This window comes from Jeotgalibacillus proteolyticus (assembly GCF_002926065.1).
GTDB lineage: Bacteria > Bacillota > Bacilli > Bacillales > Jeotgalibacillaceae > Jeotgalibacillus > Jeotgalibacillus proteolyticus.
The window spans coordinates 23932-49390 of sequence record NZ_PREZ01000002.1 but is presented as its reverse complement, the minus strand read 5'-3'; the positions used below and the strand labels follow the sequence as shown (position 1 = coordinate 49390).

32 protein-coding genes are annotated in these 25459 nt (G+C 40.6%); 29 read left to right on the top strand and 3 right to left on the bottom strand.

All coding sequences use genetic code 11. The features are described 5' to 3' along the window. The first annotated feature begins 10 nt into the window (after nt 1–10). Together C4B60_RS03885 and C4B60_RS03880 are read left to right on the top strand one after the other, a co-directional pair. Complete coding sequence (locus C4B60_RS03885) at nt 11–904, top strand: 5'-3' exonuclease (RefSeq protein ID WP_104056708.1); 894 nt, start codon at nt 11–13, stop codon at nt 902–904. Beyond that, on the top strand, nt 901–1167 hold the full coding sequence (locus C4B60_RS03880; protein WP_104056707.1) for a DUF6123 family protein: 267 nt from the start codon (nt 901–903) through the stop codon (nt 1165–1167). Before C4B60_RS03885 ends, C4B60_RS03880 begins: the two co-directional genes overlap by 4 nt. Before the next feature lie 24 nt (nt 1168–1191). Here C4B60_RS03880 and C4B60_RS03875 read toward each other — a convergent pair whose 3' ends face one another. Beyond that, the gene (locus tag C4B60_RS03875) at nt 1192–1581 is read right to left on the bottom strand and encodes a reverse transcriptase-like protein (protein ID WP_104056706.1); all 390 of its coding nucleotides are present in this window, start codon (nt 1579–1581) and stop codon (nt 1192–1194) included. A gap of 105 nt (nt 1582–1686) precedes the next feature. On the opposite strand from C4B60_RS03875, the gene C4B60_RS03870 reads away from it, so the two are divergent. Both C4B60_RS03870 and C4B60_RS03865 read left to right on the top strand, forming a co-directional pair. Continuing rightward, a complete protein-coding gene (locus C4B60_RS03870) occupies nt 1687–2334 on the top strand; it encodes a reverse transcriptase-like protein (RefSeq protein ID WP_245153894.1) in 648 nt (215 codons plus the stop codon). Nucleotides 2335–2359: 25 nt separating this feature from the next. Beyond that, entirely contained in the window at nt 2360–2536 is a 177-nt protein-coding gene (locus tag C4B60_RS03865; protein ID WP_104056704.1) for a zinc-finger domain-containing protein, read from the top strand. A 51-nt stretch (nt 2537–2587) separates the two neighbouring features. On the opposite strand, the gene cspD is transcribed toward C4B60_RS03865, so the two are convergent. Further along, nucleotides 2588–2788 carry a cold-shock protein CspD gene (gene cspD, locus C4B60_RS03860; RefSeq protein ID WP_104056703.1) on the bottom strand — a complete coding sequence of 67 codons (201 nt, stop codon included), beginning with the start codon at nt 2786–2788 and terminating at the stop codon, nt 2588–2590. A 379-nt stretch (nt 2789–3167) separates the two neighbouring features. Between cspD and mntR the strand changes: the two genes are divergently transcribed. The 12 genes from mntR to C4B60_RS03800 all read left to right on the top strand — a co-directional run bounded on the left by mntR (nt 3168) and on the right by C4B60_RS03800 (nt 14142). Then, nucleotides 3168–3584 carry a transcriptional regulator MntR gene (gene mntR / locus C4B60_RS03855; protein ID WP_104056702.1) on the top strand — a complete coding sequence of 139 codons (417 nt, stop codon included), beginning with the start codon at nt 3168–3170 and terminating at the stop codon, nt 3582–3584. Nucleotides 3585–3699: 115 nt separating this feature from the next. Then, the gene (locus C4B60_RS03850; RefSeq protein WP_104056701.1) at nt 3700–4377 is read left to right on the top strand and encodes a class I SAM-dependent methyltransferase; all 678 of its coding nucleotides are present in this window, start codon (nt 3700–3702) and stop codon (nt 4375–4377) included. Between the two features lie 72 nt (nt 4378–4449). Further along, on the top strand, nt 4450–6135 hold the full coding sequence (locus tag C4B60_RS03845) for a formate--tetrahydrofolate ligase (protein WP_104056700.1): 1686 nt from the start codon (nt 4450–4452) through the stop codon (nt 6133–6135). Between the two features lie 113 nt (nt 6136–6248). Then, nucleotides 6249–6764 (top strand): hypothetical protein, encoded by a 516-nt coding sequence (locus C4B60_RS03840; protein ID WP_104056699.1) that lies wholly within the window; start codon nt 6249–6251, stop codon nt 6762–6764. Continuing rightward, nucleotides 6748–7404, top strand: a complete 657-nt coding sequence (locus tag C4B60_RS03835) for an HD domain-containing protein (RefSeq protein ID WP_245153866.1) — start codon at nt 6748–6750, stop codon at nt 7402–7404. The genes C4B60_RS03840 and C4B60_RS03835 overlap by 17 nt, the downstream gene beginning before the upstream one ends. Continuing rightward, the gene (locus C4B60_RS03830; RefSeq protein ID WP_104056698.1) at nt 7401–9266 is read left to right on the top strand and encodes an ABC-F family ATP-binding cassette domain-containing protein; all 1866 of its coding nucleotides are present in this window, start codon (nt 7401–7403) and stop codon (nt 9264–9266) included. Before C4B60_RS03835 ends, C4B60_RS03830 begins: the two co-directional genes overlap by 4 nt. 72 nt (nt 9267–9338) lie before the next feature. Further along, nucleotides 9339–10481 carry a conserved virulence factor C family protein gene (locus C4B60_RS03825; protein WP_104056697.1) on the top strand — a complete coding sequence of 381 codons (1143 nt, stop codon included), beginning with the start codon at nt 9339–9341 and terminating at the stop codon, nt 10479–10481. A gap of 3 nt (nt 10482–10484) precedes the next feature. Then, the gene (locus tag C4B60_RS03820; protein ID WP_104056696.1) at nt 10485–10919 is read left to right on the top strand and encodes a BrxA/BrxB family bacilliredoxin; all 435 of its coding nucleotides are present in this window, start codon (nt 10485–10487) and stop codon (nt 10917–10919) included. Nucleotides 10920–10967: 48 nt separating this feature from the next. Next, nucleotides 10968–11744: a class I SAM-dependent methyltransferase gene (locus C4B60_RS03815; RefSeq protein WP_104057249.1), complete on the top strand. Its 777-nt coding sequence runs from the start codon at nt 10968–10970 to the stop codon at nt 11742–11744. A 249-nt stretch (nt 11745–11993) separates the two neighbouring features. Continuing rightward, nucleotides 11994–12590, top strand: a complete 597-nt coding sequence (locus C4B60_RS03810; RefSeq protein ID WP_167578571.1) for a YpjP family protein — start codon at nt 11994–11996, stop codon at nt 12588–12590. A gap of 93 nt (nt 12591–12683) precedes the next feature. Then, on the top strand, nt 12684–13625 hold the full coding sequence (locus tag C4B60_RS03805; protein WP_104056694.1) for a thymidylate synthase: 942 nt from the start codon (nt 12684–12686) through the stop codon (nt 13623–13625). 16 nt (nt 13626–13641) lie between these two features. Then, nucleotides 13642–14142: a dihydrofolate reductase gene (locus C4B60_RS03800; RefSeq protein WP_104056693.1), complete on the top strand. Its 501-nt coding sequence runs from the start codon at nt 13642–13644 to the stop codon at nt 14140–14142. Between the two features lie 98 nt (nt 14143–14240). Here the strand turns inward: C4B60_RS03800 and trhA are convergent, their stop codons facing one another. After that, a complete protein-coding gene (gene trhA / locus C4B60_RS03795) occupies nt 14241–14876 on the bottom strand; it encodes a PAQR family membrane homeostasis protein TrhA (RefSeq protein ID WP_104056692.1) in 636 nt (211 codons plus the stop codon). A 285-nt stretch (nt 14877–15161) separates the two neighbouring features. Between trhA and C4B60_RS03790 the strand changes: the two genes are divergently transcribed. The 13 genes from C4B60_RS03790 to C4B60_RS03730 all read left to right on the top strand — a co-directional run bounded on the left by C4B60_RS03790 (nt 15162) and on the right by C4B60_RS03730 (nt 25275). Beyond that, entirely contained in the window at nt 15162–16004 is an 843-nt protein-coding gene (locus tag C4B60_RS03790; RefSeq protein WP_104056691.1) for a DegV family protein, read from the top strand. A 166-nt stretch (nt 16005–16170) separates the two neighbouring features. Next, complete coding sequence (locus C4B60_RS03785; protein ID WP_104056690.1) at nt 16171–16968, top strand: SGNH/GDSL hydrolase family protein; 798 nt, start codon at nt 16171–16173, stop codon at nt 16966–16968. Nucleotides 16969–16981: 13 nt separating this feature from the next. After that, nucleotides 16982–17557, top strand: a complete 576-nt coding sequence (locus C4B60_RS03780; protein ID WP_104056689.1) for a YpmS family protein — start codon at nt 16982–16984, stop codon at nt 17555–17557. Nucleotides 17558–17571: 14 nt separating this feature from the next. Further along, complete coding sequence (gene msrA, locus C4B60_RS03775; RefSeq protein ID WP_167578570.1) at nt 17572–18108, top strand: peptide-methionine (S)-S-oxide reductase MsrA; 537 nt, start codon at nt 17572–17574, stop codon at nt 18106–18108. Nucleotides 18109–18113: 5 nt separating this feature from the next. Beyond that, nucleotides 18114–18539: a peptide-methionine (R)-S-oxide reductase MsrB gene (gene msrB / locus C4B60_RS03770; protein ID WP_104056687.1), complete on the top strand. Its 426-nt coding sequence runs from the start codon at nt 18114–18116 to the stop codon at nt 18537–18539. Nucleotides 18540–18622: 83 nt separating this feature from the next. Continuing rightward, nucleotides 18623–19126, top strand: coding sequence for a PTS sugar transporter subunit IIA (locus C4B60_RS03765; RefSeq protein WP_104056686.1), 504 nt, complete (start codon nt 18623–18625; stop codon nt 19124–19126). A gap of 177 nt (nt 19127–19303) precedes the next feature. Then, nucleotides 19304–19537 carry a YozE family protein gene (locus C4B60_RS03760; RefSeq protein WP_104056685.1) on the top strand — a complete coding sequence of 78 codons (234 nt, stop codon included), beginning with the start codon at nt 19304–19306 and terminating at the stop codon, nt 19535–19537. Nucleotides 19538–19587: 50 nt separating this feature from the next. Then, entirely contained in the window at nt 19588–20352 is a 765-nt protein-coding gene (locus C4B60_RS03755; protein ID WP_104056684.1) for a sporulation protein, read from the top strand. 87 nt (nt 20353–20439) lie between these two features. Beyond that, nucleotides 20440–21144, top strand: coding sequence for a purine-nucleoside phosphorylase (deoD, locus tag C4B60_RS03750; protein WP_104056683.1), 705 nt, complete (start codon nt 20440–20442; stop codon nt 21142–21144). A 181-nt stretch (nt 21145–21325) separates the two neighbouring features. Further along, nucleotides 21326–22882, top strand: a complete 1557-nt coding sequence (locus C4B60_RS03745; protein WP_104056682.1) for a lmo1851 family serine protease — start codon at nt 21326–21328, stop codon at nt 22880–22882. A gap of 69 nt (nt 22883–22951) precedes the next feature. Beyond that, nucleotides 22952–23890: a CobW family GTP-binding protein gene (locus C4B60_RS03740; RefSeq protein ID WP_104056681.1), complete on the top strand. Its 939-nt coding sequence runs from the start codon at nt 22952–22954 to the stop codon at nt 23888–23890. Between the two features lie 2 nt (nt 23891–23892). After that, entirely contained in the window at nt 23893–24165 is a 273-nt protein-coding gene (locus tag C4B60_RS03735) for a hypothetical protein (RefSeq protein ID WP_245153865.1), read from the top strand. A gap of 312 nt (nt 24166–24477) precedes the next feature. Continuing rightward, complete coding sequence (locus tag C4B60_RS03730; protein ID WP_104056679.1) at nt 24478–25275, top strand: CAP domain-containing protein; 798 nt, start codon at nt 24478–24480, stop codon at nt 25273–25275. Nucleotides 25276–25459 lie beyond the last annotated feature (184 nt).

Genomic DNA, 25459 nt, shown 5'->3' with positions numbered 1-25459 from the left:
GGAGTAAGATATGCACCAGAAACATGTTTTATTAATTGACGGGATGGCATTATTATTTCGTTCATTTTTTGCTACAGCTATATCCAATCAATTTATGGTTAACCGCCACGGAAATCCGACAAATGCCATTCAAGGTTTTTTAAGGCATTCACTTACTGCTATCGAACAAGTTAAACCTACTCATGTAGCAGTTTGCTGGGATATGGGCCAAAAAACTTTTCGCAATGAAGTCTATACTGAATATAAAGCAAACCGGCAGGAGGCCCCATTGGAGCTGATCCCTCAGTTTGATCTTGTAAAGGAAATTGCCACCCATTTTTCCTTTGCAAACATAGGGGTAAAGGGCTATGAAGCTGATGACTGTATCGGAACAATTGCAAAAGTTGCCAATTCTGAGACGAAAGTAAGTATTGTCAGTGGAGACAAAGATCTTCTTCAGCTGCTGACAGACCATGTGGAAATCTGGCTTGTCAAAAAGGGCTACGGGGAGTATGACCGCTTCACTCATTCCCGGTTTCAGGAGGAATATGGCATTACGCCTGCTCAGTTTATCGATGTGAAAGGCTTAATGGGAGACACAAGCGATGGGTATCCCGGAGTAAAAGGCATCGGTGAAAAAACAGCATTTAAGCTTATACGGGAGCATGAGTCTATTGAGGGGATTTTAGAAAATCTTCATCTTCTTACACCTGGACAAAAAAAGAAAATTGAAGCAGATCTTGACATGCTTCATTTATCAAGAAAGCTTGCAGCCATTCATTGTGAGGTGCCGCTGCCGGAGCTTTATTATAACGAATGGTCAGGTGTACCTTCTGCAGCAGGCGAAATAGTGGATCACCACGAATTAAAAACTGTCCATCGTTTTCTTGCTTCCTATCAGGCATTTACAGGGGAAAGAATATGAAATCGCTTGAAGATTTTTTAGCTGATCTGGAAACAAAGGGCTTTAAGCTGAACGATGAAGCGATTGGCTTTATCTATTTTGGCAGAAAATACACAGATGCCCCTGATCAGCTCGTTCAGGTTGCAATTGAAGTAACGCTTAAACTCCAGCAGCGCTTCGACTCAGGCTTTTATATGTCGGTCTTAGAAGAAATTGTTCAATCTAAGCTGACAACACGTACGAAAGTAATGAGTCATTTCAGAAAAAAAGGAATTCCAATTTAAATAAGCCCCACCAATTGGTGGGGCTTATTTTTTTGACCTGATAGCTTTTCTGGCAAGCTCATCGGCCACTTTATTTTCCTTGCTTGAAATCCATTTAATGAAAAATAATTCATATTGATCAAGCAGCGGGATCATTTTTTCAAGATAATGAGCATATTGTTTATTTCTGATATACCTTTTTTCAACTGCACCGATCACCGCCTGGGAATCAGTTTTGCATGAAATAATTTGATCCTTTAGGGGCAGACAAAGCGTAAGTCCATGGATCAGTGCTTCGTATTCTGCTTCGTGGTTTGTTAAGTTTCCCAATGGGATAGAGTGCTTTTGCGAATTTTGACCATTTTTTATAAAAACGCCTGCTCCGCTTTTACCGGGGCTGCCGGCACTGGCGCCATCAATAAATAGTTCAATCAAAACAAGCCCTCCTTTAAAAACCAATTATAGCCTAACTTGCACTTGGGTACAATATAAGAGTAAAATGAGTGAATAGTAACCTGACAAGGAGGTTTTTTTTTGGACGTGCGCCTTCACTTTCAATACAAACATCCTGCTCTTCCTTCTGTTTCTTTTTCCTCTGACTGGATGCCGGAGCATATTTCACTGAAGATGATCCAGGATATAGAGAAAACCGGAAGAATGAAGGAACTGAAAATAGAAGACGATATGGGTCAGACATGGACATTAAAAGAATACAAAAAGCTGCTGACAAAAGCAGAGGAACAGAAAACAAATCTCCAAATCCATTTTGACGGAAGCTTTAATCCTCAAACGTCCCAATCAGGAATTGGCGTTATACTGACCTACCAGGAAGCAGGCAAAACTTACAGGGTCAGGGAAAATGCACTCCTGAACCATTTATCTTCCAACAATGAAGCTGAATATGCGGCCCTTTATAAAGGAATGCAGCTGGTAGATGAACTCGGTGTCTCAAGCCAGAACATAAAAATCACCGGAGACTCTCTTGTAGTAGTTAATCAGGTAACAGGTGAATGGCCGTGTTACGAGGAGCAGCTTAATAAGTGGATCGATAAAATTGAAGCACTCAGCGAACGGAATAAATTAAAATTGGATTTAAAAGCGGTAAGAAGAAACGATAATAAAGAAGCGGATAAGCTTGCTTCCCAGGCATTAGAGGGAGTAGCTGTCCAAAGCAAAACAGAAATATAAATCTTTTGAAAGGAGCTGCAGCTGGATGGAAAGAAAAAAGGTAATAAATGAAGTCGAAGAGCTGGTTAACACATACTGCCGTGAATGTATGGTAAAAAAACAGCTCCGATTAGAAAGAGGAAAGACAAGAGCCCACCGTTTTTGTATAAAGGAATGTACAGTTGGCGAACAAATTATCAACTACGGAAAATATCTGTCCTAATACAAAGAAGCTGGCGCCTATTTAGCGTCAGCTTTTTATAAGGAAAGATTATTATAATTTAACAACATTTGCAGCTTGAGGTCCACGGTTGCCTTCAACGATGTCAAACGATACTTCCTGGCCTTCTTCGAGTGTTTTATAGCCGTCTCCCTGGACTGCTGTGAAGTGGACAAACACATCTTCTCCACCATCAACCTCCAGAAAACCGTATCCTTTTTCATTGTTGAACCACTTTACTTTGCCATTTTGCATGTAACATCCCCCTACAACTAAAAAGCACAGCTCCGTGCTCAAGCTCAGTTATTTTCACCTAATGTCTGGTTACCTGCACATTCAATAGATGATGTATTTACTATACAACACAAAGAAATAAGTCGTCAACAAGCGGTTATTGAATTTTCAATTAATTATTAACACGCTTGTTCCTTATTAATTCAGTTGATCACGCGAGTATAACTGTACGTTTTGCTCATCGCGTACAGGCTTTTTGCTGAGAAATTATACTCATGTTTCACCCGCAATCGTAAAACAAATGGATTTTAGCCTCGATTCAGTTGTGTCCCATAGTTCCTTATAGTAAACTTTTTAATGATTACGTCTTTGTTTTTAGATGAATGAGGAGGAACCCCACATGCCAACACCAAGCATGGAGGACTACATTGAACAAATTTATTTACTGATTGATAATAAAGGGTATGCCCGAGTATCAGATATCGCGGAAGCTTTATCTGTCCACCCTTCCTCCGTTACAAAAATGGTCCAGAAGCTGGATAAAGATGAATATTTAGTTTATGAAAAGTATAGAGGACTCGTACTGACTAAAAAAGGCTCAAAAATCGGAAAACGGCTAGTATACCGTCATGAGCTTTTAGAGCAATTTCTCCAGATTATAGGCGTAAAGGATGAAAATATTTATAATGATGTGGAAGGAATTGAACACCATCTGAGCTGGAATTCAATTGACCGCATCGGTGATCTTGTTCAGCTGTTTGAAAAAAAACCGGAGCTGATTGAAGAACTAAGACAGCTGCAGGAAAAAGAAGAATGATAAACATACCTGCTGCTTTAAAAACTGCACCTTCGTTGTTCGTTCCATCAAACAATAGGAGGCGCAGTTTTTTTATCTGTTTTTAATCATATAATTAAGGATGGTGTGAAAAGAGATGCATCATGACTGGGTAAAAAAAGCTAAAGAAGATTGGAATGCAAGAGCAGAAGATTGGCATAATAAAAGCCTTACTATGTGGACTTCAGGAAGCAGAAAAGCAGTGGCGCCCACCATCAGAAAACATTTAGCGAAGCCTTCAACGGTCCTTGACATTGGGTGCGGAGATGGAACCGGGAGCGCACTAATCGCAAAAGAAGGCTATCACGTAACCGGCACCGATTTATCATCTAACATGATTCAGCTGGCAAAAAAACATGAAAATAACCGTGTGGAATTTATGGAGGGAAGCCTCGATCAGCTGTTATTTCGAGCCCATTCGTTTGATGCCTGTTTATGTGTAAATTCCCTTGAATGGATGCAGGATCCTTACCGTGAGATGGCTCATATCGATCGGCTGGTAAAGCCTGGAGGAATGATTTTCTGCGCTATTTTGGGACCGGCAGCGGGTCCAAGAAGCAATAGCTTTGACAGACTGCTTGGAGAGCCTGCTATTTGCAATACGATGATGCCATGGGAGTTTCAGGGGCTTTGCAGAAAAATGGGATGGGTTTATATCGATGAAGTGCATGTATATAAGGATAAAGCAGAAGCACTGGATAAAAAGAGTCTTTCGAACCAGCTTAAGCAGGCGTTAACTTTTTTTACCCTGTTTGTTTATCAGACAAAAAAATAACGGGAAACGACATATGAATATTTTTTTTCGTGATATGATAAAAGCATAGTACATAATTGGTGGAGGGACGTCATGACTACGAAGAAAACTGTACCATCAGATATTGAAATTGCCCAGCAAAGCTCAATGCAGCCGATTGAATTAATCGCAAATGGAATTGGATTAAAGAATGACGATATTGAGCAATACGGGAAATACAAAGCAAAGATTTCGTTTGAAGCAATCGAGCGGGTGAAAACGGCACAGAATGGAAAACTTATTCTGGTGACAGCGATAAACCCCACGGCTGCAGGCGAAGGAAAGTCTACTGTTACGGTTGGGCTTGGTGACGCGCTGCGCAAGCTTGGTAAAAATGCAATCATCGCGATGCGGGAGCCGTCACTTGGACCGGTAATGGGGGTTAAAGGGGGAGCTGCAGGCGGAGGATATGCCCAAGTGCTGCCTATGGAAGAAATCAATCTGCATTTTACAGGAGATATCCATGCGATTACTTCAGCTAACAATGCGCTTTCAGCGTTAATTGATAACCATATTCATCAGGGGAACGAGCTGAATATTGATCCAAGAAGATTGATCTGGAAACGGGTAATGGACATTAATGACCGTGCTCTCAGAAATATTGTTGTCGGCCTTGGCGGACCTGTTCAGGGCGTTCCCCGCGAAGACGGTTTTGATATAACGGTTGCATCCGAAATAATGGCTGTACTTTGTCTTTCTTCAGACCTGAATGATTTAAAAACGAGGCTTTCAAGAATTGTCGTCGGTTACACATATGGCAAAGAGCCTGTAACAGTTGGCGATCTGGGGGTAGGAGGAGCGCTGACGCTTCTTTTAAAGGATGCGTTGAAGCCAAATCTTGTTCAGACGATTGAACAGACGCCTGCACTTGTGCATGGAGGTCCGTTTGCAAATATAGCTCATGGCTGCAATTCTGCAATGGCCACAAAAACGGCGCTTAAGCTTGCTGATTACGTTGTTACAGAAGCAGGATTTGGAGCTGATCTTGGTGCGGAGAAGTTTTTAAATATAAAATCAAAGGTTATTGATAAGAGTCCTGACGCAGTGGTAATCGTCGCAACGATCCGTGCGTTAAAAATGCACGGCGGACAGGAGAAGGGCAGTCTCATTAATGAAGATTTGGAGGCGCTTGAAAACGGTCTTGAAAATTTAAAAAAGCATATTGAGACCATTCAGTCCTTTAAGCTTCCTTTTGTCATTGCCATCAATCGATTTTACACAGACACCCAAAAGGAAATTGAACTGCTTGAAAACTGGTGTAATATGCATCAGGCTCCATACGGCCTGACAGAAGTATGGGAAAAAGGCGGCGATGGAGGCAAAGAGCTGGCAGGAGAGGTTTTAAAAGCCATTGAAGGCGGACATTCCTTTACACCATTGTATTCTTATGAAGCAACAATCAGTGAAAAAATTAATGCCATTGCAAAAGGTGTTTACGGTGCAAATGGGGCAGTTTTTTCATCAAAAGCCGAAAAGCAAATGCAGCAATTTGAACAATTAGGGTGGGGAAAACTGCCGATATGCATGGCAAAAACACAATATTCACTATCTGATGACGCCACGCTTCTAGGCAGACCGGAGAATTTCACAATCCAGATAAGAGAACTCATTCCAAAACTCGGCGCCGGTTTTATTGTCGCTCTGACTGGTGAGGTCATGACAATGCCGGGACTCCCTAAAAAACCGGCAGCATTAAAAATGGATGTTAACAGCAAAGGAAAAGCAGAAGGGCTATTTTAATCCCAGCCCTTTCTGCCCTGCAGTTTTTCGAGAGCGTTAATAAAGCATTCATAAGTGCACACAAATTCCAATATGTTACGATGAGATTAAACGGATCAAAGAAGGTGTTTTAGTTGTTTGACCCAACTGCATTTGATAACTTAAAGACAGTACTTGAAGGAACGATTTATGATCGTGACCTGGATGGAACGATTTCGATCCTTAAAAGACATGATCTGGTGGATATTGCGACCCTAAGCAGATCTTATACAATTGGATTCAACTCAAACGGCAAGCTATTTGAAGTGGATATGATGCTTAAGTCTGATCTTAAAAAGCTTGCATCAGAGCTTCTCCCAGATCAAAAGGGAACTGATTTTGCCGGCGCAGCCATCTCAATTCTTTTTCGAAAACATAGTGATTCCTGGACTGAGGATGAACTGGAGATTTTTAATAATCAGTGGGGAGAGAATCGATGTTATGAACTTCGCACTGTCAGTTCAAACCGTCAAGGAGCATACTCTGAGATGATTATTCAGTTTGACCGCACGATTACAGAAGAAATGATTGATGATGTAGAAGAGATGGTTTATTTCACCATTGAAACGATAGATTTATTGGGGAAGGGGAAAAATGGAAATAATAAATAAATCTCATATTCTTTTAGCAGAAAAAAATATTCGCCCCTTCTTTGAGCGCGATCATTCAGGGCATGACTGGGATCATATCCAGCGTGTCAGAAGGACCGCTCTTTTTCTTTGTGAAAAAGAAGGCTGTAGTAACTTTTATACTGTGGACCTTATTGCACTCCTGCATGACGCAGGAGATGTAAAGCTGCATCCGGATGAAAACAAAGCTGAACAGGCGCTAAAAGACGCGGTATTAAGCATTGGGCTATCAGGCCAACTCTATGAAGACATTATTACAGCTGTTCAATCGGTTTCGTTTAATGGCGGCAATGAAAAGCCACTGCCATCACTTGAAGCTGCCATTGTGAGAGATGCCGACAGGCTTGATGCAATAGGAGCTATCGGGATAGCGAGAGCCTTTGCCTATGGAGGCGCTAAAGGGGCAAAGCTATACGACAAAGATGTGATGGTCAGGCAGACGATGTCTGAGAAAGAATACCGGGCAGCACCTGCTGCTACAATTAATCATTTTTATGAGAAGCTGTTTAAAATTAAGGATTTAATGGTGACGGAAGCAGGAAAAAAAGAAGCGATCAAAAGACATAAAGTAATGAAGAGCTTTGTAGAACAATTTTTAATAGAATGGAAGGGACAGGGATGAAACAATTTGTCGCAGAAAATATCGTAAAGACTTATGGAGATAAAACATTGTTTCATGATTTATCTTTTACTATTTCAGGAAATGAACGCATCGGCCTTATTGGAATAAATGGAACGGGTAAATCAAGTCTTCTCAAGCTGATCGCAGGGATTGACGGGGCTGATTCTGGCAATTTTTCACATCCAAAGGAATTTTCGGTCGGGTATTTACCGCAGGAGCCTGTACTTGATGAAACATTGACTGTGCTTGATTGCATATTTCAAAGTGATGCGCCGATTATCCGTAAAATGAGAGAATATGAGCAGGTTTTAGCTGAGTACGAGAAAGATCCCCAATCAGAAAAAATCCAGCAGCAATTTATGGTCATCCAGCAGGAGATGGATAAAGAGGATGCCTGGGATGCCAGTGCTCAGGCTAAAACCATTTTATCAAAGCTTGGTATTCAAAATATACACAGCCAGGTTGGTACTCTTTCAGGCGGACAAAAGAAAAGAGTTGCACTCGCCCAGGTACTTGTTGAAACACCGGACCTGCTGTTATTGGACGAGCCGACAAACCACCTTGATTATGAAGCGATCGTATGGCTTCAGGAATTCCTTAAACGCTATAAGGGCGCTCTGCTCATTGTCTCCCATGACCGGTACTTTTTAGATCAGGTGTCTACCCGCATGATTGAAATAGATCAGGGAAGAGCTTTTTCTTATAAAGGCAATTACCAGGCTTTTATTGAAGCTAAAGCTAAGCGGGAGGAAGATGAACAGCAGTCCATGCAGAAAATGAAAAGCCTGTACCGAAATGAGCTCGCATGGATGCGAAAAGGGGCAAAAGCAAGAACGACAAAACAAAAAGCCCGTATTCAACGGTTTGAATCCATTGAAAAAGACGTAGAAAAGGTAACTGATAAAGACCAATTGACTGTGGGCATGACAGCAAGCAGACTTGGAAAAAAAGTCATCGAGCTTACGGACGTTAAAAAATCATACGGGGGGAAGCTTTTATTTGAACATGTTAATTTACTTGTTCAGCCGGGAGCAAGATATGGGATTGTCGGAAGAAATGGTACCGGCAAATCCACTTTATTAAATATCATTGCTGATAAAGTTCAACCTGACGCTGGAACCGTGGAAATCGGACAAACGGTTAAAATGGCGTATTTCTCCCAGGAAATTAAAGAGATGAATCCGAATATAAGAATGATTGAGTACGTCCGTGAAGGGGCTGAAATGATCGAAACAGAAGACGGGGAAGTATCCGCAGCGGGCATGCTCGAACGCTTTCTTTTCCCTCCTTCTGTTCATGGAACGCCTATTTATAAATTATCAGGCGGCGAAAAAAGACGACTGTTTTTGTTAAAGCTTCTTATGGAAAAGCCGAATGTTTTACTTCTTGATGAGCCTACCAATGATCTTGATACTGAAACGCTGACTGTGCTTGAGCAATTTATAGAGGAGTTTCAGGGCGTTGTCATCACAGTTTCCCATGATCGCTATTTCCTGGACAAAGTGGCGGAGCATCTGATCATTGTGAAGGGAAAGGGAGAAGTAACGATTCTTCAGCAGGATTATTCAGCCTATCTTTTGGAGCAATCTGAACAGAAAAAGGAAAAAGCACAGCCGAAACTACTCGCTGAAAAACCTGAAAAAAAGAAAAAGCTATCCTATCTTGAGAAAAAAGAATGGGAAGAGATAGATGAAAAAATCGCTTCAGCAGAAGATAAGCTTCAGCAGCTCGAAGATGACCTTGGAAGGATCGGCAGTGACTTTGAAAAAGCCGAGCGGATTATGGAAGAGCAGCGTGTTAAAAATGAAGAATTGGAAAACCTCATTGAACGGTGGAGCTATTTATCTGAATTAGCTGAGTAAGCCTCTGATTTCAAAACCGCCTGCTTATTATGATACACTTACGTAAAAGAAGGCCAAAAGGAGTGATCTTTTTTGAAGATCGTATCGATTGAACCGACACCAAGCCCGAATACAATGAAAATTATTGTAGATCAGGCGCTTCCGGGCGGGAAAAGCAATAATTATAAACGTGATGATGCAGATGCTGCGCCTGACCGTATAAAACAAATTTTAAAAATCGATGGAGTAAAAGGTGTTTATCATGTTGCGGACTTTCTCGCGATCGAACGCCACCCGAAAATGGACTGGCAGCAGCTGCTTCCAAATGTAAGAGAAGTATTTGGAGAAGACAGGGAAGATACAGATTCAGCTCAAAAAATTGATGAGCATTTTGGGGAAGTAAAGGTACAGGTTCTTCAATTCAAAGGCATACCTATACAGATTAAGCTCATTGACGGAAATGAAGAAAAACGCTACGGTCTTCCGGAATATTTTGCAGAGGCGATGGAAAATGCGCAGCTTGAAGGAGAAAATGTAGTCCTTATGCGCAAGTGGAAGGACTACGGCGTGCGTTATGGAGATCTTGACCAGATCGCCAATGATCTTATGGAAGAGCTATTAGCCTCTTATCCATCCAGCAGAGTTCAGGGAATTGTTGCTGCTGCAAAAGAAGCAGGAATTAAGGAAGAACCGGTAAGAAAAGAATCCGTTCCGATCACTCTGGATACTTTCAGACAGGCTAATAACTGGCAGGAAAGATATCAGCTTTTAGAGCAAATGCCAGAGCCTAATACAGATGATCTGCCATTATTAAGTGCAGCGCTTGAGGATGAAAAGCCATCGATCAGAAGGCTTGCAGTTGTTTATTTAGGAATGATAGAAGACGAACGCGTTCTTCCTTATCTCTATAAAGGCTTAAAAGATAAGACCGTAACCGTAAGACGTACTGCAGGAGACTGTTTGTCTGACCTCGGATTTTCTGAAGCGGAGGATGCAATGATTGAAGCTCTTTCAGACCGAAATAAGCTTGTCAGATGGAGAGCCGCAATGTTTCTATATGAAGCGGGTACTGAAAAGTCTCTGCCGGCGCTTAAAGCTGCTGAGGATGATCCGGAATTTGAGGTTAAGCTGCAGGTTATGATGGCAATTGAACGAATCGAAGGCGGCGAAGAGGCAAAAGGCTCCGTTTGGAAGCAAATGACTGAAGCCAGACAACAAGGATTACAGGGGGAATAATACATGTCCATGGCATACGAAGAATATATGAAGCAGCTTGTTAAACCAATGAGAAAAGAGCTTACGCAGGCGGGATTCAAGGAACTCACAACGGAGGAAGAAGTTCTTTCCTTTATGGATGACATCACCGGCACTTCGCTTGTTGTTATTAATTCTGTCTGCGGCTGTGCTGCCGGGCTTGCACGGCCGGCAGTTACAAACGCTTTGATTACGCATGAAAAAGAGCCTGATCATCTTGTTACCGTTTTTGCCGGACAGGATAAAGAAGCCACACAAAAGATGAGAAGCTTTATGAAAGACTATGAGCCTTCATCACCTTCCATTGCTTTATTTAAAAATAAAGAGGTTGTGCACTTTATTCCACGAGAAGAAATTGAAGATCACTCAGTGGAAGATATTGTAGAAAATATTAAAGGGGCAATGGATAAGCATTGCTAGGCGCCTTAAGAGGCGTCTTTTTCCTTTTGAAAGGGGATTGAAGCAGTGATCGTCACCACAGCCGGACGTCCCACCGCTAAACTAATTTCAGCAGCCTTGTGTGTGGCAGAGGATTTAAACATTACTTTTATTAATCGAAATAAAAGGTCAGTCAAGACAATACTTGAACAATTCAAAGAGCCGGTTATTGTCATTGGCGCGGACCGGTATGAAGTGTACAGCAGTGATTCGGCTTCGCCATTTTTCTTTCATCCTAACTCCAGTGCTTTTCGATTAAAAAGAATGGAAAAAGGCGAAATAGATCCACTCATTCATGCAGCTGATCTTAAAAAAGGCGACCGATTTATCGACTGTACGCTGGGCATGGCTTCTGATGCGATTATCGCTTCTCACGCGACAGGAGTTGAAGGTGAAGTGACCGGGATTGAGAAAAACAATCTGGTAGGCTATCTTGTGGAAAAAGGACTCGCGGAATGGAAAACAGAAAATAAAAGCCTCGAACAGGCGATGAGGAGAATAGCTGTAAGAAATGGGGATCATTTAAGCTTTTTGCAAGGTCTGCCGGACCGCTCAGTAGATGTCGTATATTTTGATCCGATGTTTTCAGAAGAAATTAAATCATCCTCCGGTATCGCACCGCTCAGATTACATGCAGACTATTCCACTGACTCGCTTGGCCAAGCAATTGAGGAAGCAAAAAGAGCAGCAAGAAAAAGAGTGGTGTTAAAAGATCATTTTCGTTCGCTGCGCTTTAGTGAATTTGGCTTTACGGTTTTAAAAAGGCCTTCATCTAAACAGCATTACGGCTTTATTATGCTGGATTAAAAAAACAAACCGCAATATGCGGTTTGTTTTTTTAGTCTATTCAGCAAACTGCAAATAGACGAAATATGCAAGCATTAATAAGAACCCGGATCCAATTAAAATTTCTGCATTCATGGTGTTCCCTCCTTACCAATCATCAATAAATCTTTTGTTTAACAAAATAATAACATTTTGATGAAATCTTTAGCAGTTCTCTTCATATTCCAGTATAATGTATTTATTAGTACGGAGACAAGAAGGGATTTGCTTATGGTGCCAAACTGGTTAAAAAGATCACTCGTTGTTCTAATTTCTATTTTAACATTCGGTATGGTAACACCTCAAGATCTGCTCGCTGACCAGCCGAAAAATGACAGTCAATCTTCCAAATCATTCTCATCGATTCAATCTGAACCAGTTTTAACAGAAGCCGTCCTCGAGACAGTGTCGAAAGATGAGGTTGTGAAGCAATTAATGGAGGAAGCGCAGGCAATTACTAGCGCTAAAATCGGCGAGCGCCTGATGCCAAGGATTGAGCGTGATTTTCAGACGGTTATTCTACCAAAGATGGAGGAAACCATTTCTGATGTGCTCGATGATTTTTCTGCTGAAGAACTCGAATACATTGCCATTTCTTCAGCTATAGGAAAAGGAGATGGAGAACGGATCTTTCATATTAAAAATGAATTGACCGGTGAAGATGTCTTATGCTTCCATGTCAGAAGAGACCACCCTCCGCTTGAGGGCTACTCGTTTAATTTTCATTATCATACCCATGAAGATCAATTTGAATCCCATCATATGCTTGCAAATGTTTATTGGGGGAAAGACACACCTGCTAAATTCGGTTCTAAAATGGTGCATTGAGCAAAAGCTTCTGTGAAATCTGCAGAAGCTTTTTTTGAATTTCCCGGGCTTTTTCTTTATACTTACTAATGAGAGAAAGGCAGGAGATTATGAATGCAGCAATACTTGGATTTACTACATAATGTTTTGGAAAATGGCACTGAAAAAAGTGACCGGACCGGAACAGGTACAATAAGTTCATTTGGACATCAGATGAAATTTGATTTGTCGGAGGGCTTTCCAATGGTAACGACAAAAAGAGTGCCATTCGGACTTATTAAAAGTGAGCTTATCTGGTTTTTAAAAGGTGATACGAACATTAAATATCTGCTTGAACATAACAACCATATTTGGGATGAATGGGCGTTTAAAAAGTGGGTGGAAAGCGACGAGTATGCAGGTCCGGACATGACGAACTTTGGTCTCCGTGCACAGGAAGACCCTGAATTTAAGTTGCTTTATGAAGAACAGCTGGCCATCTTCACCCAATCCATTCTTGAGGATGAAGGGTTTGCTGAGAAATTTGGCGAACTAGGGAATATATACGGCAAGCAATGGAGAGAATGGCGCACAGAAGCAGGAAATACGATTGATCAATTAAAAGAGGTCATTGAATCCATTAAACATAATCCTGACTCAAGGAGACATATCGTAACGGCCTGGAATCCGGAGGATATCCCCTCAATGGCTTTGCCGCCATGCCATACACTTTTTCAATTTTATGTAGCGGATGGAAAGCTCTCCTGTCAGCTGTATCAGCGCAGCGGGGATTTATTTTTAGGTATTCCATTTAATATTGCAAGCTATGCGCTTTTAACTTTTCTAGTGGCTAAAGAATGCGGACTGACACCGGGTACCTTTATTCACACAATCGGAGATGCACATATTTATTCCAATCATCTTGAACAGGTAAGAGAGCAGCTGACAAGGGCTCCAAAAGAATTGCCGACTCTCGTCATCTCGGGAGAAAAAGATCTATTTTCAATTGAACCGGAGGACCTTTCATTGGAAGGTTATCACCCGCACCCGTCAATTAAGGCTCCAGTAGCCGTATAAAAGGAGCTTTTACTTAATGATATCCATTATTGCTGCACATGCTGATAACCGTGTAATCGGCTACCAGAATGATATGCCATGGCATTTGCCTAAGGACCTGGCTTATTTTAAAGAAAAAACAACCGGTAAAACGCTTTTAATGGGCAGAAAAACGTTTGAAGCAATGAACGGCCCGCTCAGAAACAGAACAAATATCGTCGTAACGTCCAATAAAAACTGGTCACATGAAGGAGCTATTGTCGTTCATTCCCTGGAGGAAGGCATTGAAATGCTGAGGGAAAAAGGTGAAGAAGAAAGCTTTGTTATCGGCGGAGGAAACATCTATAAAAATGCCATTGATTTTGCCGATCGACTGTATGTCACTGTTATCGATCTTAAAACAGACGGAGATACAGTATTTCCAGATTATCATACGTCTGAATGGAAAGAGACTTCATCTGTAAAAGGCATTAAAGATGATAAAAATCCTTATGATTACTGGTTTAAAGTGTTTGATCGAGTGAAAACTGAAAAGTAAAAGAAAAAGCGGATGAGACAAATGTGCCTCATTCGCTTTTATTCCGTTCACTGTTCTCCTCACGTTTCTACTGTTAAAGTTATGTCTCAGAACTTATTTTATACGTAAAATACAACACAAAAATACATAAAAGCACTGCCTGCAATAACAAATAAATGCCAGATCGCATGATTGTAGGGAAGTTTTCTCCAAATGTAAAAAATCGCGCCAACAGAATAAAATAAGCCTCCAGTAAACAATAGAGCAAATCCAACGCCTGTAAGCTCCCTGTAAAGAGGGACGATCGCGATAATAATCAGCCAGCCCATCAGTACATAAAAAAGCGTGGCAATAATCTGATACCGGTCAACAAAATAACATTTAAATACGATGCCACCTATAGCAAGAGCCCATACAATTCCAAAAATAGTCCAGCCTAATGCTCCATTAATTGTGACAAGAACAAAAGGGGTGTACGTGCCTGCAATAAGCAGATAAATAGCAGAATGGTCCATAATTGCAAACAGCTTTTTAAGCTTGCCCTCTCTGACACTGTGTAGAAGTGTCGAGAAAAGAAACAGCAGAATCATTGTCGTTCCAAAAATGGCAAAGCTGACAACATGCCAGGCGGTTCCTCTTTCTACTGCAACCAGTATGAGAAAAATAAGGGCAGGAATGCTTAAAAGAAATCCAATGCCATGTGTAATCGCGTTGGCAAGCTCTTCCTTCCAATCCTTATAATCAAATGCTTCCATAACGTCATCTCCCGGAATGCCTCCAGCAATAGCGGGGCATTTCTTTACTTCTAACCATTGTAATATCGCTATTTTCATTATGCAATAAGACTGGCTGAAGGTTGTTTTTATAAAGCGCTTACATTTATTGGCCAATAGAGGGTAAATCCTGCAGCGGCAAAGCCTCAATCGATTTCATATGACAGTTGTCATGACTTTTAGTCATTGGGTAGTTCATTCTATAAAAACGCTTATTTTGTTGTATAATGGGGAAAGAGTAACTGGATGATAGGATGTGTAATAGTAATGAGAAAAATTAAAATTGTTACAGACTCAACAGTAGATTTACATGAAGAAATCGTAAAAAAATATAATATCACCATTGTACCGTTAACTCTTTCAATTGACGGAGAATCTTTTATCGACCGGGTTGAAATTACTCCGTCTGAATTCCTTGAGAAAATGAGAAGCGCAAAGGATTTACCTAAAAGCTCTCAGCCATCAGCAGGCGCTTTTAAAGAAGTGTACGATGAGCTTGGAAGTGACGGCAGCCTGATTTTTTCGATCCATATGACTGGAAACATGAGTGGTACTGTACGTTCAGCTGAAGCGGCGGCAGATTTAACGACATCAGACGTGAATGTTATTGATTCCCGATTCATTTCCAAGGCGCTTTCCTATCAGGTAGTTGAAGCTGCCAGAATGGCACAGGAGGGAGCTTCTGAAGAGGAAATAATCGAGCGCATTGCACAAATTAAAAATTCGACACATTTATTTGTGGTGGTTGACACACTTGAAAACCTGGTTAAAGGCGGAAGAATCGGAAAAGGAAGAGCAATGATCGGTTCTCTTTTGAACATTAAACCGATCGCATCTCTTGCTAATGGGGAGTATACCCCGGTATCCAAAGCAAGAAGTCATTCCCAGGTGGTAAAATACCTGACGAAGGAGTTTTTAGCGGACACAGAAGGCAAAAAAATAAAAGCGGTCAGCATTGTTCACGTTAATGGACTCGGGCTGGCTGAGTCGCTAAAAGAAAAATTAGTACAGTCATCACAATTTCAGGACGTAACAATTGAAGAAACAACTCCTATTATTTCCACCCACACAGGTGAAGGGGCAATCGGTTTTATGTATTTGACGGAATAAGCAATTTGGTCCTTCGTAATTTTTCTGCGGAGGACTTTTATTTTGGATTTTAGATAAACTAATACTAGCAGCACATATATCCCTTTAAGACTGAGCAGTCAAATGTTTATCAGCTATCTCAAGTGATATAATAACTGTAAGGAAGCGAAAGCAGGTGGAAAATAAGATGAAAAAAATGATAACTGGTGCCTTAATTCTTGTTTCATCCATTTTCCTCGCCTCTTGCACGATGACAGGTAAGAATGAACAAGTAGAACGCAGCCTATTCCTGGAAAATAAGCCTTTGCCTGATTCATCATTTATTCCCCGGGAAGTCAGCATTGTTTCGATCGGTGACTCCTTAACAGAAGGTGTCGGGGATAGTTCAGGTCTTGGAGGATATGTCCCTTTACTTGAAAACAAGCTCGAGGAAGAAGAGGAATTCAGAAATGTATCAATTAAAAATTATGGAAAAAGAGGAAACCGGTCAGATCAACTCCTAAACCGATTAAGGCAGGAGGAGCCTATACGCCAATCGATCTCAGAGGCGGACTCAGTCATTGTGACGATCGGGGGAAATGATGTCATGCGGGTTTTTCGTTCGAATTTCCCTTCTTTAACCTATGACGACTTTTCGACTGGACTCGTTCAATATGAGGAACGGCTGTCCAATGTCTTCAGTGAAATCAGATCGATAAATCCCGATGCAGCAATTGTGTTAATGGGTATTTACAATCCGTTTTTTGTATTGTCGTCTGATATCGAGGAGATGGAGTTAATTGTAGCAGAATGGAATTCATCAGCCAGAGCAATATCAGAACAATGGGACAATACCGCATTTGTAGAAGTAGCAGATATATTTAACTCGTCTGAACAGAATTTGCTTCACACAGACTACTTTCATCCCAACGATGCGGGCTACACTTTAATTGCACAAAGGATAGAAGAAGCGTTATTATCAGTATTAATTGAAACTGATTCATAGAAAGTGGGATAACATGAGAAACAGATGGAAAATAGCTTTTTGGACGCTTGCAGCAATCATTTTATTTACTATTATTTTTATCATGTACCAGCTGTTCAGGCCTGTAGAACAAATTCCGGCAGATGCCGCCCCAATGGTTCCTCCCGAGGTTCAGGCTGAATTTAATGTGACAACAACAAAAGAAGATCTGACAATTGTTGCAAACCGTTTTATTGAAGAAGAATTGAATGGGTCGATTAATTATTCTCTAGCCCTTGAAGACGTAGTGGCTTTAAATGGCTCTCTACCTGTTTTTAATTCCCAGATTGATTTTCTGATGACTTTCGATGCAGAAGCATTAGAAAACGGTGATTTGTTATTAACACAGGAAAGCCTGTCATTGGGAGCAATTGATCTTCCAGTGGCAAATGTACTTAAATTCATTGGCGACTCCTATGAATTTCCGGAATGGGTGACGATTCAGCCGAATGATCAGCAAATAATCGTGCAGGTTACTGACATTGACCTTGCGGGCGGACTGAATGTTAAAACCAACAGCTTTGATTTGAGAGAGGACGATATTTCCTTCTCAATTTATGTTCCACGCTAACAGGAGGTATTATTATGGAGGATAAAAATTATAAAAAAGCAACATTTGCAGGGGGCTGCTTTTGGTGTATGGTTAAGCCGTTTGATGAACAGCCTGGGATAATCAGCATAACTTCAGGATATACCGGTGGACACACTGAGAATCCTACCTATCAGGAGGTATGCAGCGAAACCACCGGCCACAGGGAAGCAGTCCAGATTATATACGATCCGGCTGTATTTCCTTATGTGAAGCTTCTTGATCTGTTTTGGACCCAAATTGACCCAACAGATGGAGGAGGTCAGTTTTTTGACCGTGGTGAATCCTATAAAACAGCTATTTATTATCATGACCAGGAACAAAAAGAAGAAGCGCTTGCATCCAGACAAAAGCTAGAAGATAGCAGCAGGTATGACCGTCCGATTGTAACCGATATTTTTGAAGCAAAACCTTTTTATGAAGCGGAGAAGGAGCATCAGGATTATTATAAGAAGCATCCTATTCGCTATAACGCCTATCACAAAGGCTCCGGAAGAGCTGATTTTATTCGCAAGTACAATCATGGAGGCTGAGTATAATGGAGAAGAGCTTTGACAAATCGAAATTAACGGATATTCAGATTGATGTAACACAAAATAATGGAACTGAGCCGCCGTTTAGAAATGAATATTGGGATACGTTTAAGGAAGGCATATACGTGGATGTTGTTTCGGGAGAGCCGCTTTTTAGTTCTGCCGATAAATACGATGCGGGATGCGGGTGGCCAAGCTTTACGAAGCCGATACTTGAAAAAGAAGTTGTGGAGAAAATGGACCGCAGCCACTTTATGGTGAGAACAGAGGTTAGGAGCAGGACGGCTGATTCTCATTTAGGCCACGTGTTCAATGACGGACCAGGTCCTGAGGGATTAAGATACTGTATAAATTCAGCCGCATTACGCTTTATTCCAAAAGAAGATCTTGAAAAAGAAGGCTATGGCGTCTATCAGAAATTATTCATTTGATAAAGATTTTTTGATACACTTTTAACTTGAAGGTTTCACTATGATGATAATTGTCTATATGAAAAAGAGGAGAGTGATTTTTAATGTTAAAAAAGCTGTTTGGCAAAAAAGAAGAAACACCATCTGAAATTTCTGTATATGCACCGCTAAATGGAAAACTGCTTACACTTGACGAAGTACCGGATCCGGTTTTCTCGCAAAAAATGATGGGTGACGGTATTGCAATTGAACCTGTAGACGGTAAAGTTGTTTCTCCTGTGGACGGAGAAATTGTTCAGGTTTTTCCAACGAAGCACGCAATCGGCATTAAAGCCAAAAATGGAGCGGAGCTATTGATTCATATCGGGCTTGAAACCGTTTCAATGCAGGGAGAAGGCTTTGAAACTCATGTTGCAGAGGGATCAAAGGTAAATGTAGGGGATGCCCTTGTGACATTTGATTTAGAGCTGGTGAAGGAAAAAGCAAAAAGTATTATTACGCCTGTTATCATTACCAATGGGGATGATATTGGAACGGTCAGTAAAAAAACGCTTGATACAGCATCAGCAGGACAAGACGTTGTTATGGATATTCAATCTAAAGCTTAAAATGATGTAGCATGATCAGCAGCACTGATCATGCTTTTTTTATTTTCATTTAAAGAGATGTACAGGTAACTATTTCCTTATACGCAGTAAAAAGGTTAATAAACTTGAGCAATGGGTAGTAAATGTATAAAATCATACACGAGCAGCAAATAAAGGTTTGGTAAAGGGGAGAAAACGATGGACCGCTCATTCTACCATTTTGTCATGAAATATAGAGAACCTGAAGCAACGACACAGGAAGGCATTCTGGCAAATGCCATGTACGACGATTTAGACTTTCCTAAAATGTCAGATGATTATCACGAGATTAGCAGCTACGTTGAATTAACCGAATTTTATAGTGATAAGATCTCGATTTTCGACGAACTATGGGAAGAATACCGCATTGACATCAAACAAGAGCTTAATTAATATTGGAACTAAGTAGCAACTCCGAATAAAAATGAAAAGGAGAAAACCTAATGTCAATATTTAATAAAGCCTTAGCCTCTCTGGGGATAGGTGCAACAAAAATTGATTGCAGATTTTCTCAGCCAGCTTTTCGTGTCGGAGAAGAGGTGAAGGGACAGGCAATCGTAATGGGTGGTGCTGCAGAACAAAAAGTAGACACCATATATTTATCTCTTTTTACCAGCTACTTACGCCAGTCTAATAATAAAGAGTATGAGGATCATGCCCTGATTAAACAAATTAAAATTGCAGAACCTTTTACAATTTTGGAAAATGAAATTGCAGCGTTTCCATTTACATTCACTTTGCCTCTTTGGGCTCCTGTAACAGCGAACGGCTCGCATCTGTGGATTAAAGCTGGGGCTGATATAAAAAATGCAATGGACCCATTTGATCTTGATCCATTGGTTACCAAGCCTTCTACTTTCATGACTGAGCTTCTTAACGTAATCTTGAATGAAGGCTTTACACTGAGTCATACAAGCTGTGTAGAGGCTCCTGACCGGTATAAAAAGCAGCAGGCTTTCATTCAGAAGTTTGTATTTAACCCTAAGAGCGGGCATTTCGGAAAGACATTAAATTCATTAACCATTAAGTTTTATGCGGAATCAAGCACGGTATACGAACTGCTGATTGAGCTCGATCATAAGGTCAATACGCTTCACCCAGGTGAAAAAGGGTATGATCATGAGTCACTATTCCGCGTTAGGGTGAGAATGGAAGATGTTTGCAGTTTTCATAGGAAATTCATTCAAATAATCGAACAATCTTCCTAGCTAAGTAAAGTTATGTTTCTGCTTGAAAACGGAATCAAAAAACGCTACAATTGGTTAGCTGAGAAGAGCAATTTAAGGAGGATACACATGAGTATACATATTGGAGCTAAAAAAGGCGATATCGCTGAAACCGTTTTACTGCCGGGAGATCCATTACGTGCAAAATATATTGCTGAAACATTTTTAGAAGATGTTACATGCTATAACGAAGTTAGAAATATGTTCGGATATACAGGAACATATAAAGGCAAGCGTATTTCTGTTCAGGGAACAGGAATGGGCGTTCCATCCATTTCAATTTACGTAAATGAATTAATTGAACAATATGATGTTAAAAATCTTATCCGTGTAGGTACATGCGGAGCCATCCAAAAGGATGTTAAAGTGCGTGACGTAATTCTTGCTATGACGGCTTCAACTGATTCCAATATGAATCAGCGCACGTTCAAGGGAGTGGATTACGCTCCGGCTGCAGATTTCAGCCTGCTGAAAAATGCTTTTGATGCAGGAAATGAAAAAGGATTAAACCTTAAAGTCGGCAATGTCTTTACAGCAGATATTTTCTATGATGATAACGCTGAGCACGAAAAATGGGCTCAATACGGCATCCTGGCAGTTGAGATGGAGACATCAGCACTTTACACACTTGCTGCTAAATTCGGCAGAAGAGCATTATCAGTATTAACAGTCAGCGACCATATCCTTACTGGTGAGGCTACTTCTTCAGAGGAACGCCAATTAACCTTTAATGACATGATTACAGTTGCACTTGATGCAGCAATTGCTGAGTAAACATCTATTCTCATTTTCATAAATATGACACAAAGGGCGGCTGCACTGGCAGTCGCTCTTCATTTATTTTCAATTTATTTCATTGATCGGTAGAGGCTTTTACTTGGCGTAGAAAACTGTTAAGATAAAAGAGGCAACAAGAGATCATGAATGAATTGTAAAGTGAGAAAGTGGTGAATCGATGGATAATGAATCAAACGATCAAAAGCATGACGGCCAGGATCCTGCCAAAGAGCGGGAACATGAAGTAGAAGAAGCGAAGGAAACCCTATCGAAATATGTGAATATAAAGAAATTTCACTTTGTAATGCTGCTGTTTATTACAGTGCTTTTCACTGCAGTATTTTCAGTATTTGTGCTTTCTTTCGGGGATGAAAAGGCTGTAACAGTCGGCATTCCTGAAAGAGCTGAATTTAATAAACTTTACGAGGCATATGATGCGATAAATGAAGGGTATTTTATGGATACCAATGAAGAGGATCTGGTTAACGGAGCGATCAATGGAATGATTGACGCACTCGGTGATCCTTATTCTGATTATATGAATCAAGAAGAAGCAGCTCAGTTTACTGAAAATATTTCCTCAAGCTTTCAGGGAATTGGGGCTGAGATTCAATCCTTAAATGGTGTAGTTACAGTCGTATCCCCTATAAAAGGATCTCCGGCAGAGCGGGCAGGCATTTTGCCTAATGACCAAATCCTTGAAGTTGATGAAGATAGCATTCAGGGGATGAGCGCCAATGAAGCAGTCATGCTGATCAGGGGAGAAAAAGGAACAGACGTCACACTTACCATCCAAAGACCGGGTATGCAGGATACAATGGATATAACCATTACCCGTGATGATATACCAATCGATACAGTTTACTATGAAATGGATGATAATAACGTTGCTTCAATCCAATTAACGAGTTTTTCTGAACATACCTATGAAGAGCTAACAAAAGCAATTGAGGAGCTTGAGGGCCAGGGGATGGAAGCCATGATACTGGATATGCGTCAAAATCCGGGTGGAGTCCTTCAGCAGGCTATTTCTATTGCTGATCTGTTTGTGCCTGAAGGTGAAACAATTGTACAAATTGAAGAAAAAAGCGGCGATAAACAAGTAATTGCGGCTCAGGGCGGAAAGAAAATTGATATTCCTGCAGCTGTGTTAATTGATGAGGGAAGTGCCAGTGCATCTGAAATTGTTGCTGCAGCCATGAATGAAGCAGGGGACATTCCGATATTCGGTAAAACGTCATTCGGAAAAGGAACCGTTCAAACAGCTGAAAGCTTTAGTGATCAATCAAATATGAAATTCACCACAGCTAGATGGCTGACACCAGAAGGAAACTGGATCCATGAAGAGGGAATTAAACCTACAACGGAAGTAAATCTTCCTGACTTCGCTTCCCTGCCATTCCTTGATATTGACGTTGATCTTGAAGAGTCCATGGTATCGGAGCAGGTAAAAACAGCAGAATCAATGCTAGAGGCCATTGGAATTGATCCAGGTGAAGCTGATGGGTTATTTGATGAAGAAACTAAAGCCGCGGTTGAAAAATTACAGGACGAAAATGATCTTGAGGTTACAGGCATTATTGATGGAGAAACTGCAACAGTTCTTATGACTGCTGTACGTGATGAACTTCAGGAAAATGATCCTCAGGTAAAAGCTGCCGAGGAGTTCCTTATGGATGAAGCAGGGATTAGTTCAGATCAGCCTGCAGAAGATGAGGAAGATGATGCAGCTTAAAAGCTAGCGCCCCGGCGCTAGCTTTTTCTCTTAATAAAATGCCTGCAGGAAAAAGAAGGGAGTATAAACATGCGTGAAACGAATAAAAAAAGTGTATTCCTATTATCTGGATTTTTAGGAAGTGGAAAAACGAGTCTGTTAAAGCAGGTCATAAAAATTCAAAAAGAAAATGGACTAACACCTGCTGTATTAATGAATGAGATCGGGAGCGTGTCAATTGACTCGGAGGAAGTAGATAAAGATCTTCCGCTAGCAGAGCTTTTAGATGGCTGTATCTGCTGTACGATTCAGGATAAGCTCGAATCACAGCTGCAAAATTTATTGTTGAATGAAAAATTTGATGTGTTAATTATTGAAACAACAGGTGCTGCTCATCCTGTAGAGGTAGTGGATGCTGTTATGTCGCCACTATTTGCTGATTCATTTGAATTCAAGGGTATTTTAACCGTAGTGGATGCATGGCAGTGGAAGAAAAAAGGTTCCTTCTCTCCTCAAATCCTGCAGCTTCTTTATGAACAGGTGAAACATGCCTCTTTAATCCTAGTGAACAAAGAGGATTTAGTGAGCGAAATGGAGGCAGGGATAATTGTTGGAGATATTCAGTCTCTCAATAAAAAAGCGCAGATCCTCCTCACCACACATGCAAAGTTGTCCAGTGAAATCTTAAACCAGCTTTCTCCTTTACCTAAACAAGAGCTTATAAAGACGAGGGTCAATAAAGAGCTTTCACTTCAGGCATTTGTTTATACGTTTAAAGGGAGTGTTAATCAGGTACAATTTGAGGACTGGATGAGATCGATTGAGGGAGAGGTTTACCGTATGAAGGGGTATGTACCGTTTACTTCAGAAAAATACCCGATGCTATTCCAATATTCCTTTGGTATGCCGGTTTATTTGCCCGAGGATATGAATATGCCTAAAAATCTAGTGATTATAGGAGAAGGACTCTCAAAAAACAAAATTTTTAGTGATCTAGATAAGCTTGATGTCCGTAAGGAAGAGGAATGAGGTTGACTCCGGAGCAGCTATTGGATGCCTATAAGTCATTATGGAAAAATCGTCTGCTTAACTCAAAAGCATCGTCATTGGAAATCCTGTCTCAATCGATAAAGCGGGAGCTGCTTGATGAATTAACCCATCCAAGGGTAAGAAAATCACCTGAGGAAAAGTACATTCTGGCTGTTGAACGTATCATAACTTCATCTCTAGATCGGGAAGAAAAAATCGAATTAATACATTTTTTTACAGAACTTCATCGAACTATTAGAGAAGGGGAAGAATGACATAAATCTGTAACACTTGTAAATTAATAAAGCTAGTTGAACCGCTGTCAACCTCTTTTTTTCGTTAAAATTTAGTGTTCACTCTTTAAATTTCCTAGTTCTTTAAACCCTTTCCTAATTATGAATAATTTAGCAAACCCTTTGCTGGCAAGGGGTTTGCTTTTTAGTATTCCTAAAATTTACTATTTTACTTGAAGTCTTTTAATTTAGTGCTTTATATCCAATATCAGCCATAAATATTACAAAAAATCAATGATAGGATAAGAGTGTCGAAGAGACGACGAATCAAAGATTATGAAGGAGGAAGTATTCATGAAAGGGAAATCATTATTAATTTCAGGAGCTGCAGCAGTAGCACTTCTCATTTCACCGGCAGCGTCTTCACAGGCTTCAGCTCAGGAAGCACCATCTCAAATTTCAAAAGAAAAACAAATAGAACTGATTAACTGCTTTGCAGGAAACGGTCAGGCTATTAATCAACTAGATTGGGAAAAAGTTAATGCAGAGCTTAAAAAGTACAATATTGACCTTGCTTCTTTAAAAGAAGGTAAAGCTCAATCTGCTCCAAAACAGGCTGAAGAGCCAAAAACACAGCAGCCAGCGAGTGAAGCTCCAGCAGAAGCTCCAGCAGAAGCTCCAGCTCCAGCTGAACAAGCAAACGAACAGCAGCCAGAACAATCTGCTCAGGAAGTAACGCAAGAGAAGCAAGAAGAGCCACAACAGGCATCAGAAGTTTCAAGCTATGAACAGCAGGTAGTTGATCTAACGAATGCTGAGCGTGCAAAAGAAGGTTTGCCGGCACTTGAACTTGATACTGAGCTTAGCAAAGTAGCAAAGGATAAATCTGCCGATATGCAGAAAAATAATTACTTTTCTCATACTAGCCCGACACATGGCTCTCCATTTGACATGATGACAGCTTACGGAATTGATTACAGAGCTGCAGGAGAAAACATTGCCATGGGTCAAAGCTCTCCCGAGGAAGTTGTACAAGCATGGATGAACAGTGAAGGCCACCGTAAAAATATTATGAGCTCTTCATACACTCATATTGGTGTAGGGCATGTTGAAAGCGGAAATTACTGGACTCAAATGTTTATTAGTAAATAATAAAATTTCTTACAAGAAGCAAAGCTGACAGAACGTCAGTTTTGCTTCTTTTTTTATATTTATCCTCATAGTTAGGGTATTATTATTTTTCCAACAGCTTCTTGAAAAGTAATTCTATCATTACGTGTCAATAATCTTAAAAACCCATGAATAATGCCCATTTTTGAATGAAATGGATGATTAC

Excerpts from the sequence above, each read along its gene's own strand:
- C4B60_RS03885 (WP_104056708.1), top strand. The coding sequence starts at position 11 with ATGCACCAGAAACATGTTTTATTAATTGACGGGATGGCATTATTATTT.
- C4B60_RS03880 (WP_104056707.1), top strand. The coding sequence starts at position 901 with ATGAAATCGCTTGAAGATTTTTTAGCTGATCTGGAAACAAAGGGCTTT.
- C4B60_RS03865 (WP_104056704.1), top strand. The coding sequence starts at position 2,360 with ATGGAAAGAAAAAAGGTAATAAATGAAGTCGAAGAGCTGGTTAACACA.
- cspD (WP_104056703.1), bottom strand. The coding sequence starts at position 2,788 with ATGCAAAATGGCAAAGTAAAGTGGTTCAACAATGAAAAAGGATACGGT.
- mntR (WP_104056702.1), top strand. The coding sequence starts at position 3,168 with ATGCCAACACCAAGCATGGAGGACTACATTGAACAAATTTATTTACTG.
- C4B60_RS03850 (WP_104056701.1), top strand. The coding sequence starts at position 3,700 with ATGCATCATGACTGGGTAAAAAAAGCTAAAGAAGATTGGAATGCAAGA.
- C4B60_RS03845 (WP_104056700.1), top strand. The coding sequence starts at position 4,450 with ATGACTACGAAGAAAACTGTACCATCAGATATTGAAATTGCCCAGCAA.
- C4B60_RS03835 (WP_245153866.1), top strand. The coding sequence starts at position 6,748 with ATGGAAATAATAAATAAATCTCATATTCTTTTAGCAGAAAAAAATATT.
- C4B60_RS03830 (WP_104056698.1), top strand. The coding sequence starts at position 7,401 with ATGAAACAATTTGTCGCAGAAAATATCGTAAAGACTTATGGAGATAAA.
- C4B60_RS03820 (WP_104056696.1), top strand. The coding sequence starts at position 10,485 with ATGTCCATGGCATACGAAGAATATATGAAGCAGCTTGTTAAACCAATG.
- C4B60_RS03810 (WP_167578571.1), top strand. The coding sequence starts at position 11,994 with ATGGTGCCAAACTGGTTAAAAAGATCACTCGTTGTTCTAATTTCTATT.
- C4B60_RS03805 (WP_104056694.1), top strand. The coding sequence starts at position 12,684 with ATGCAGCAATACTTGGATTTACTACATAATGTTTTGGAAAATGGCACT.
- C4B60_RS03800 (WP_104056693.1), top strand. The coding sequence starts at position 13,642 with ATGATATCCATTATTGCTGCACATGCTGATAACCGTGTAATCGGCTAC.
- trhA (WP_104056692.1), bottom strand. The coding sequence starts at position 14,876 with ATGGAAGCATTTGATTATAAGGATTGGAAGGAAGAGCTTGCCAACGCG.
- C4B60_RS03790 (WP_104056691.1), top strand. The coding sequence starts at position 15,162 with ATGAGAAAAATTAAAATTGTTACAGACTCAACAGTAGATTTACATGAA.
- C4B60_RS03785 (WP_104056690.1), top strand. The coding sequence starts at position 16,171 with ATGAAAAAAATGATAACTGGTGCCTTAATTCTTGTTTCATCCATTTTC.
- C4B60_RS03780 (WP_104056689.1), top strand. The coding sequence starts at position 16,982 with ATGAGAAACAGATGGAAAATAGCTTTTTGGACGCTTGCAGCAATCATT.
- msrA (WP_167578570.1), top strand. The coding sequence starts at position 17,572 with ATGGAGGATAAAAATTATAAAAAAGCAACATTTGCAGGGGGCTGCTTT.
- msrB (WP_104056687.1), top strand. The coding sequence starts at position 18,114 with ATGGAGAAGAGCTTTGACAAATCGAAATTAACGGATATTCAGATTGAT.
- C4B60_RS03765 (WP_104056686.1), top strand. The coding sequence starts at position 18,623 with ATGTTAAAAAAGCTGTTTGGCAAAAAAGAAGAAACACCATCTGAAATT.
- C4B60_RS03760 (WP_104056685.1), top strand. The coding sequence starts at position 19,304 with ATGGACCGCTCATTCTACCATTTTGTCATGAAATATAGAGAACCTGAA.
- C4B60_RS03755 (WP_104056684.1), top strand. The coding sequence starts at position 19,588 with ATGTCAATATTTAATAAAGCCTTAGCCTCTCTGGGGATAGGTGCAACA.
- deoD (WP_104056683.1), top strand. The coding sequence starts at position 20,440 with ATGAGTATACATATTGGAGCTAAAAAAGGCGATATCGCTGAAACCGTT.
- C4B60_RS03745 (WP_104056682.1), top strand. The coding sequence starts at position 21,326 with ATGGATAATGAATCAAACGATCAAAAGCATGACGGCCAGGATCCTGCC.
- C4B60_RS03740 (WP_104056681.1), top strand. The coding sequence starts at position 22,952 with ATGCGTGAAACGAATAAAAAAAGTGTATTCCTATTATCTGGATTTTTA.
- C4B60_RS03730 (WP_104056679.1), top strand. The coding sequence starts at position 24,478 with ATGAAAGGGAAATCATTATTAATTTCAGGAGCTGCAGCAGTAGCACTT.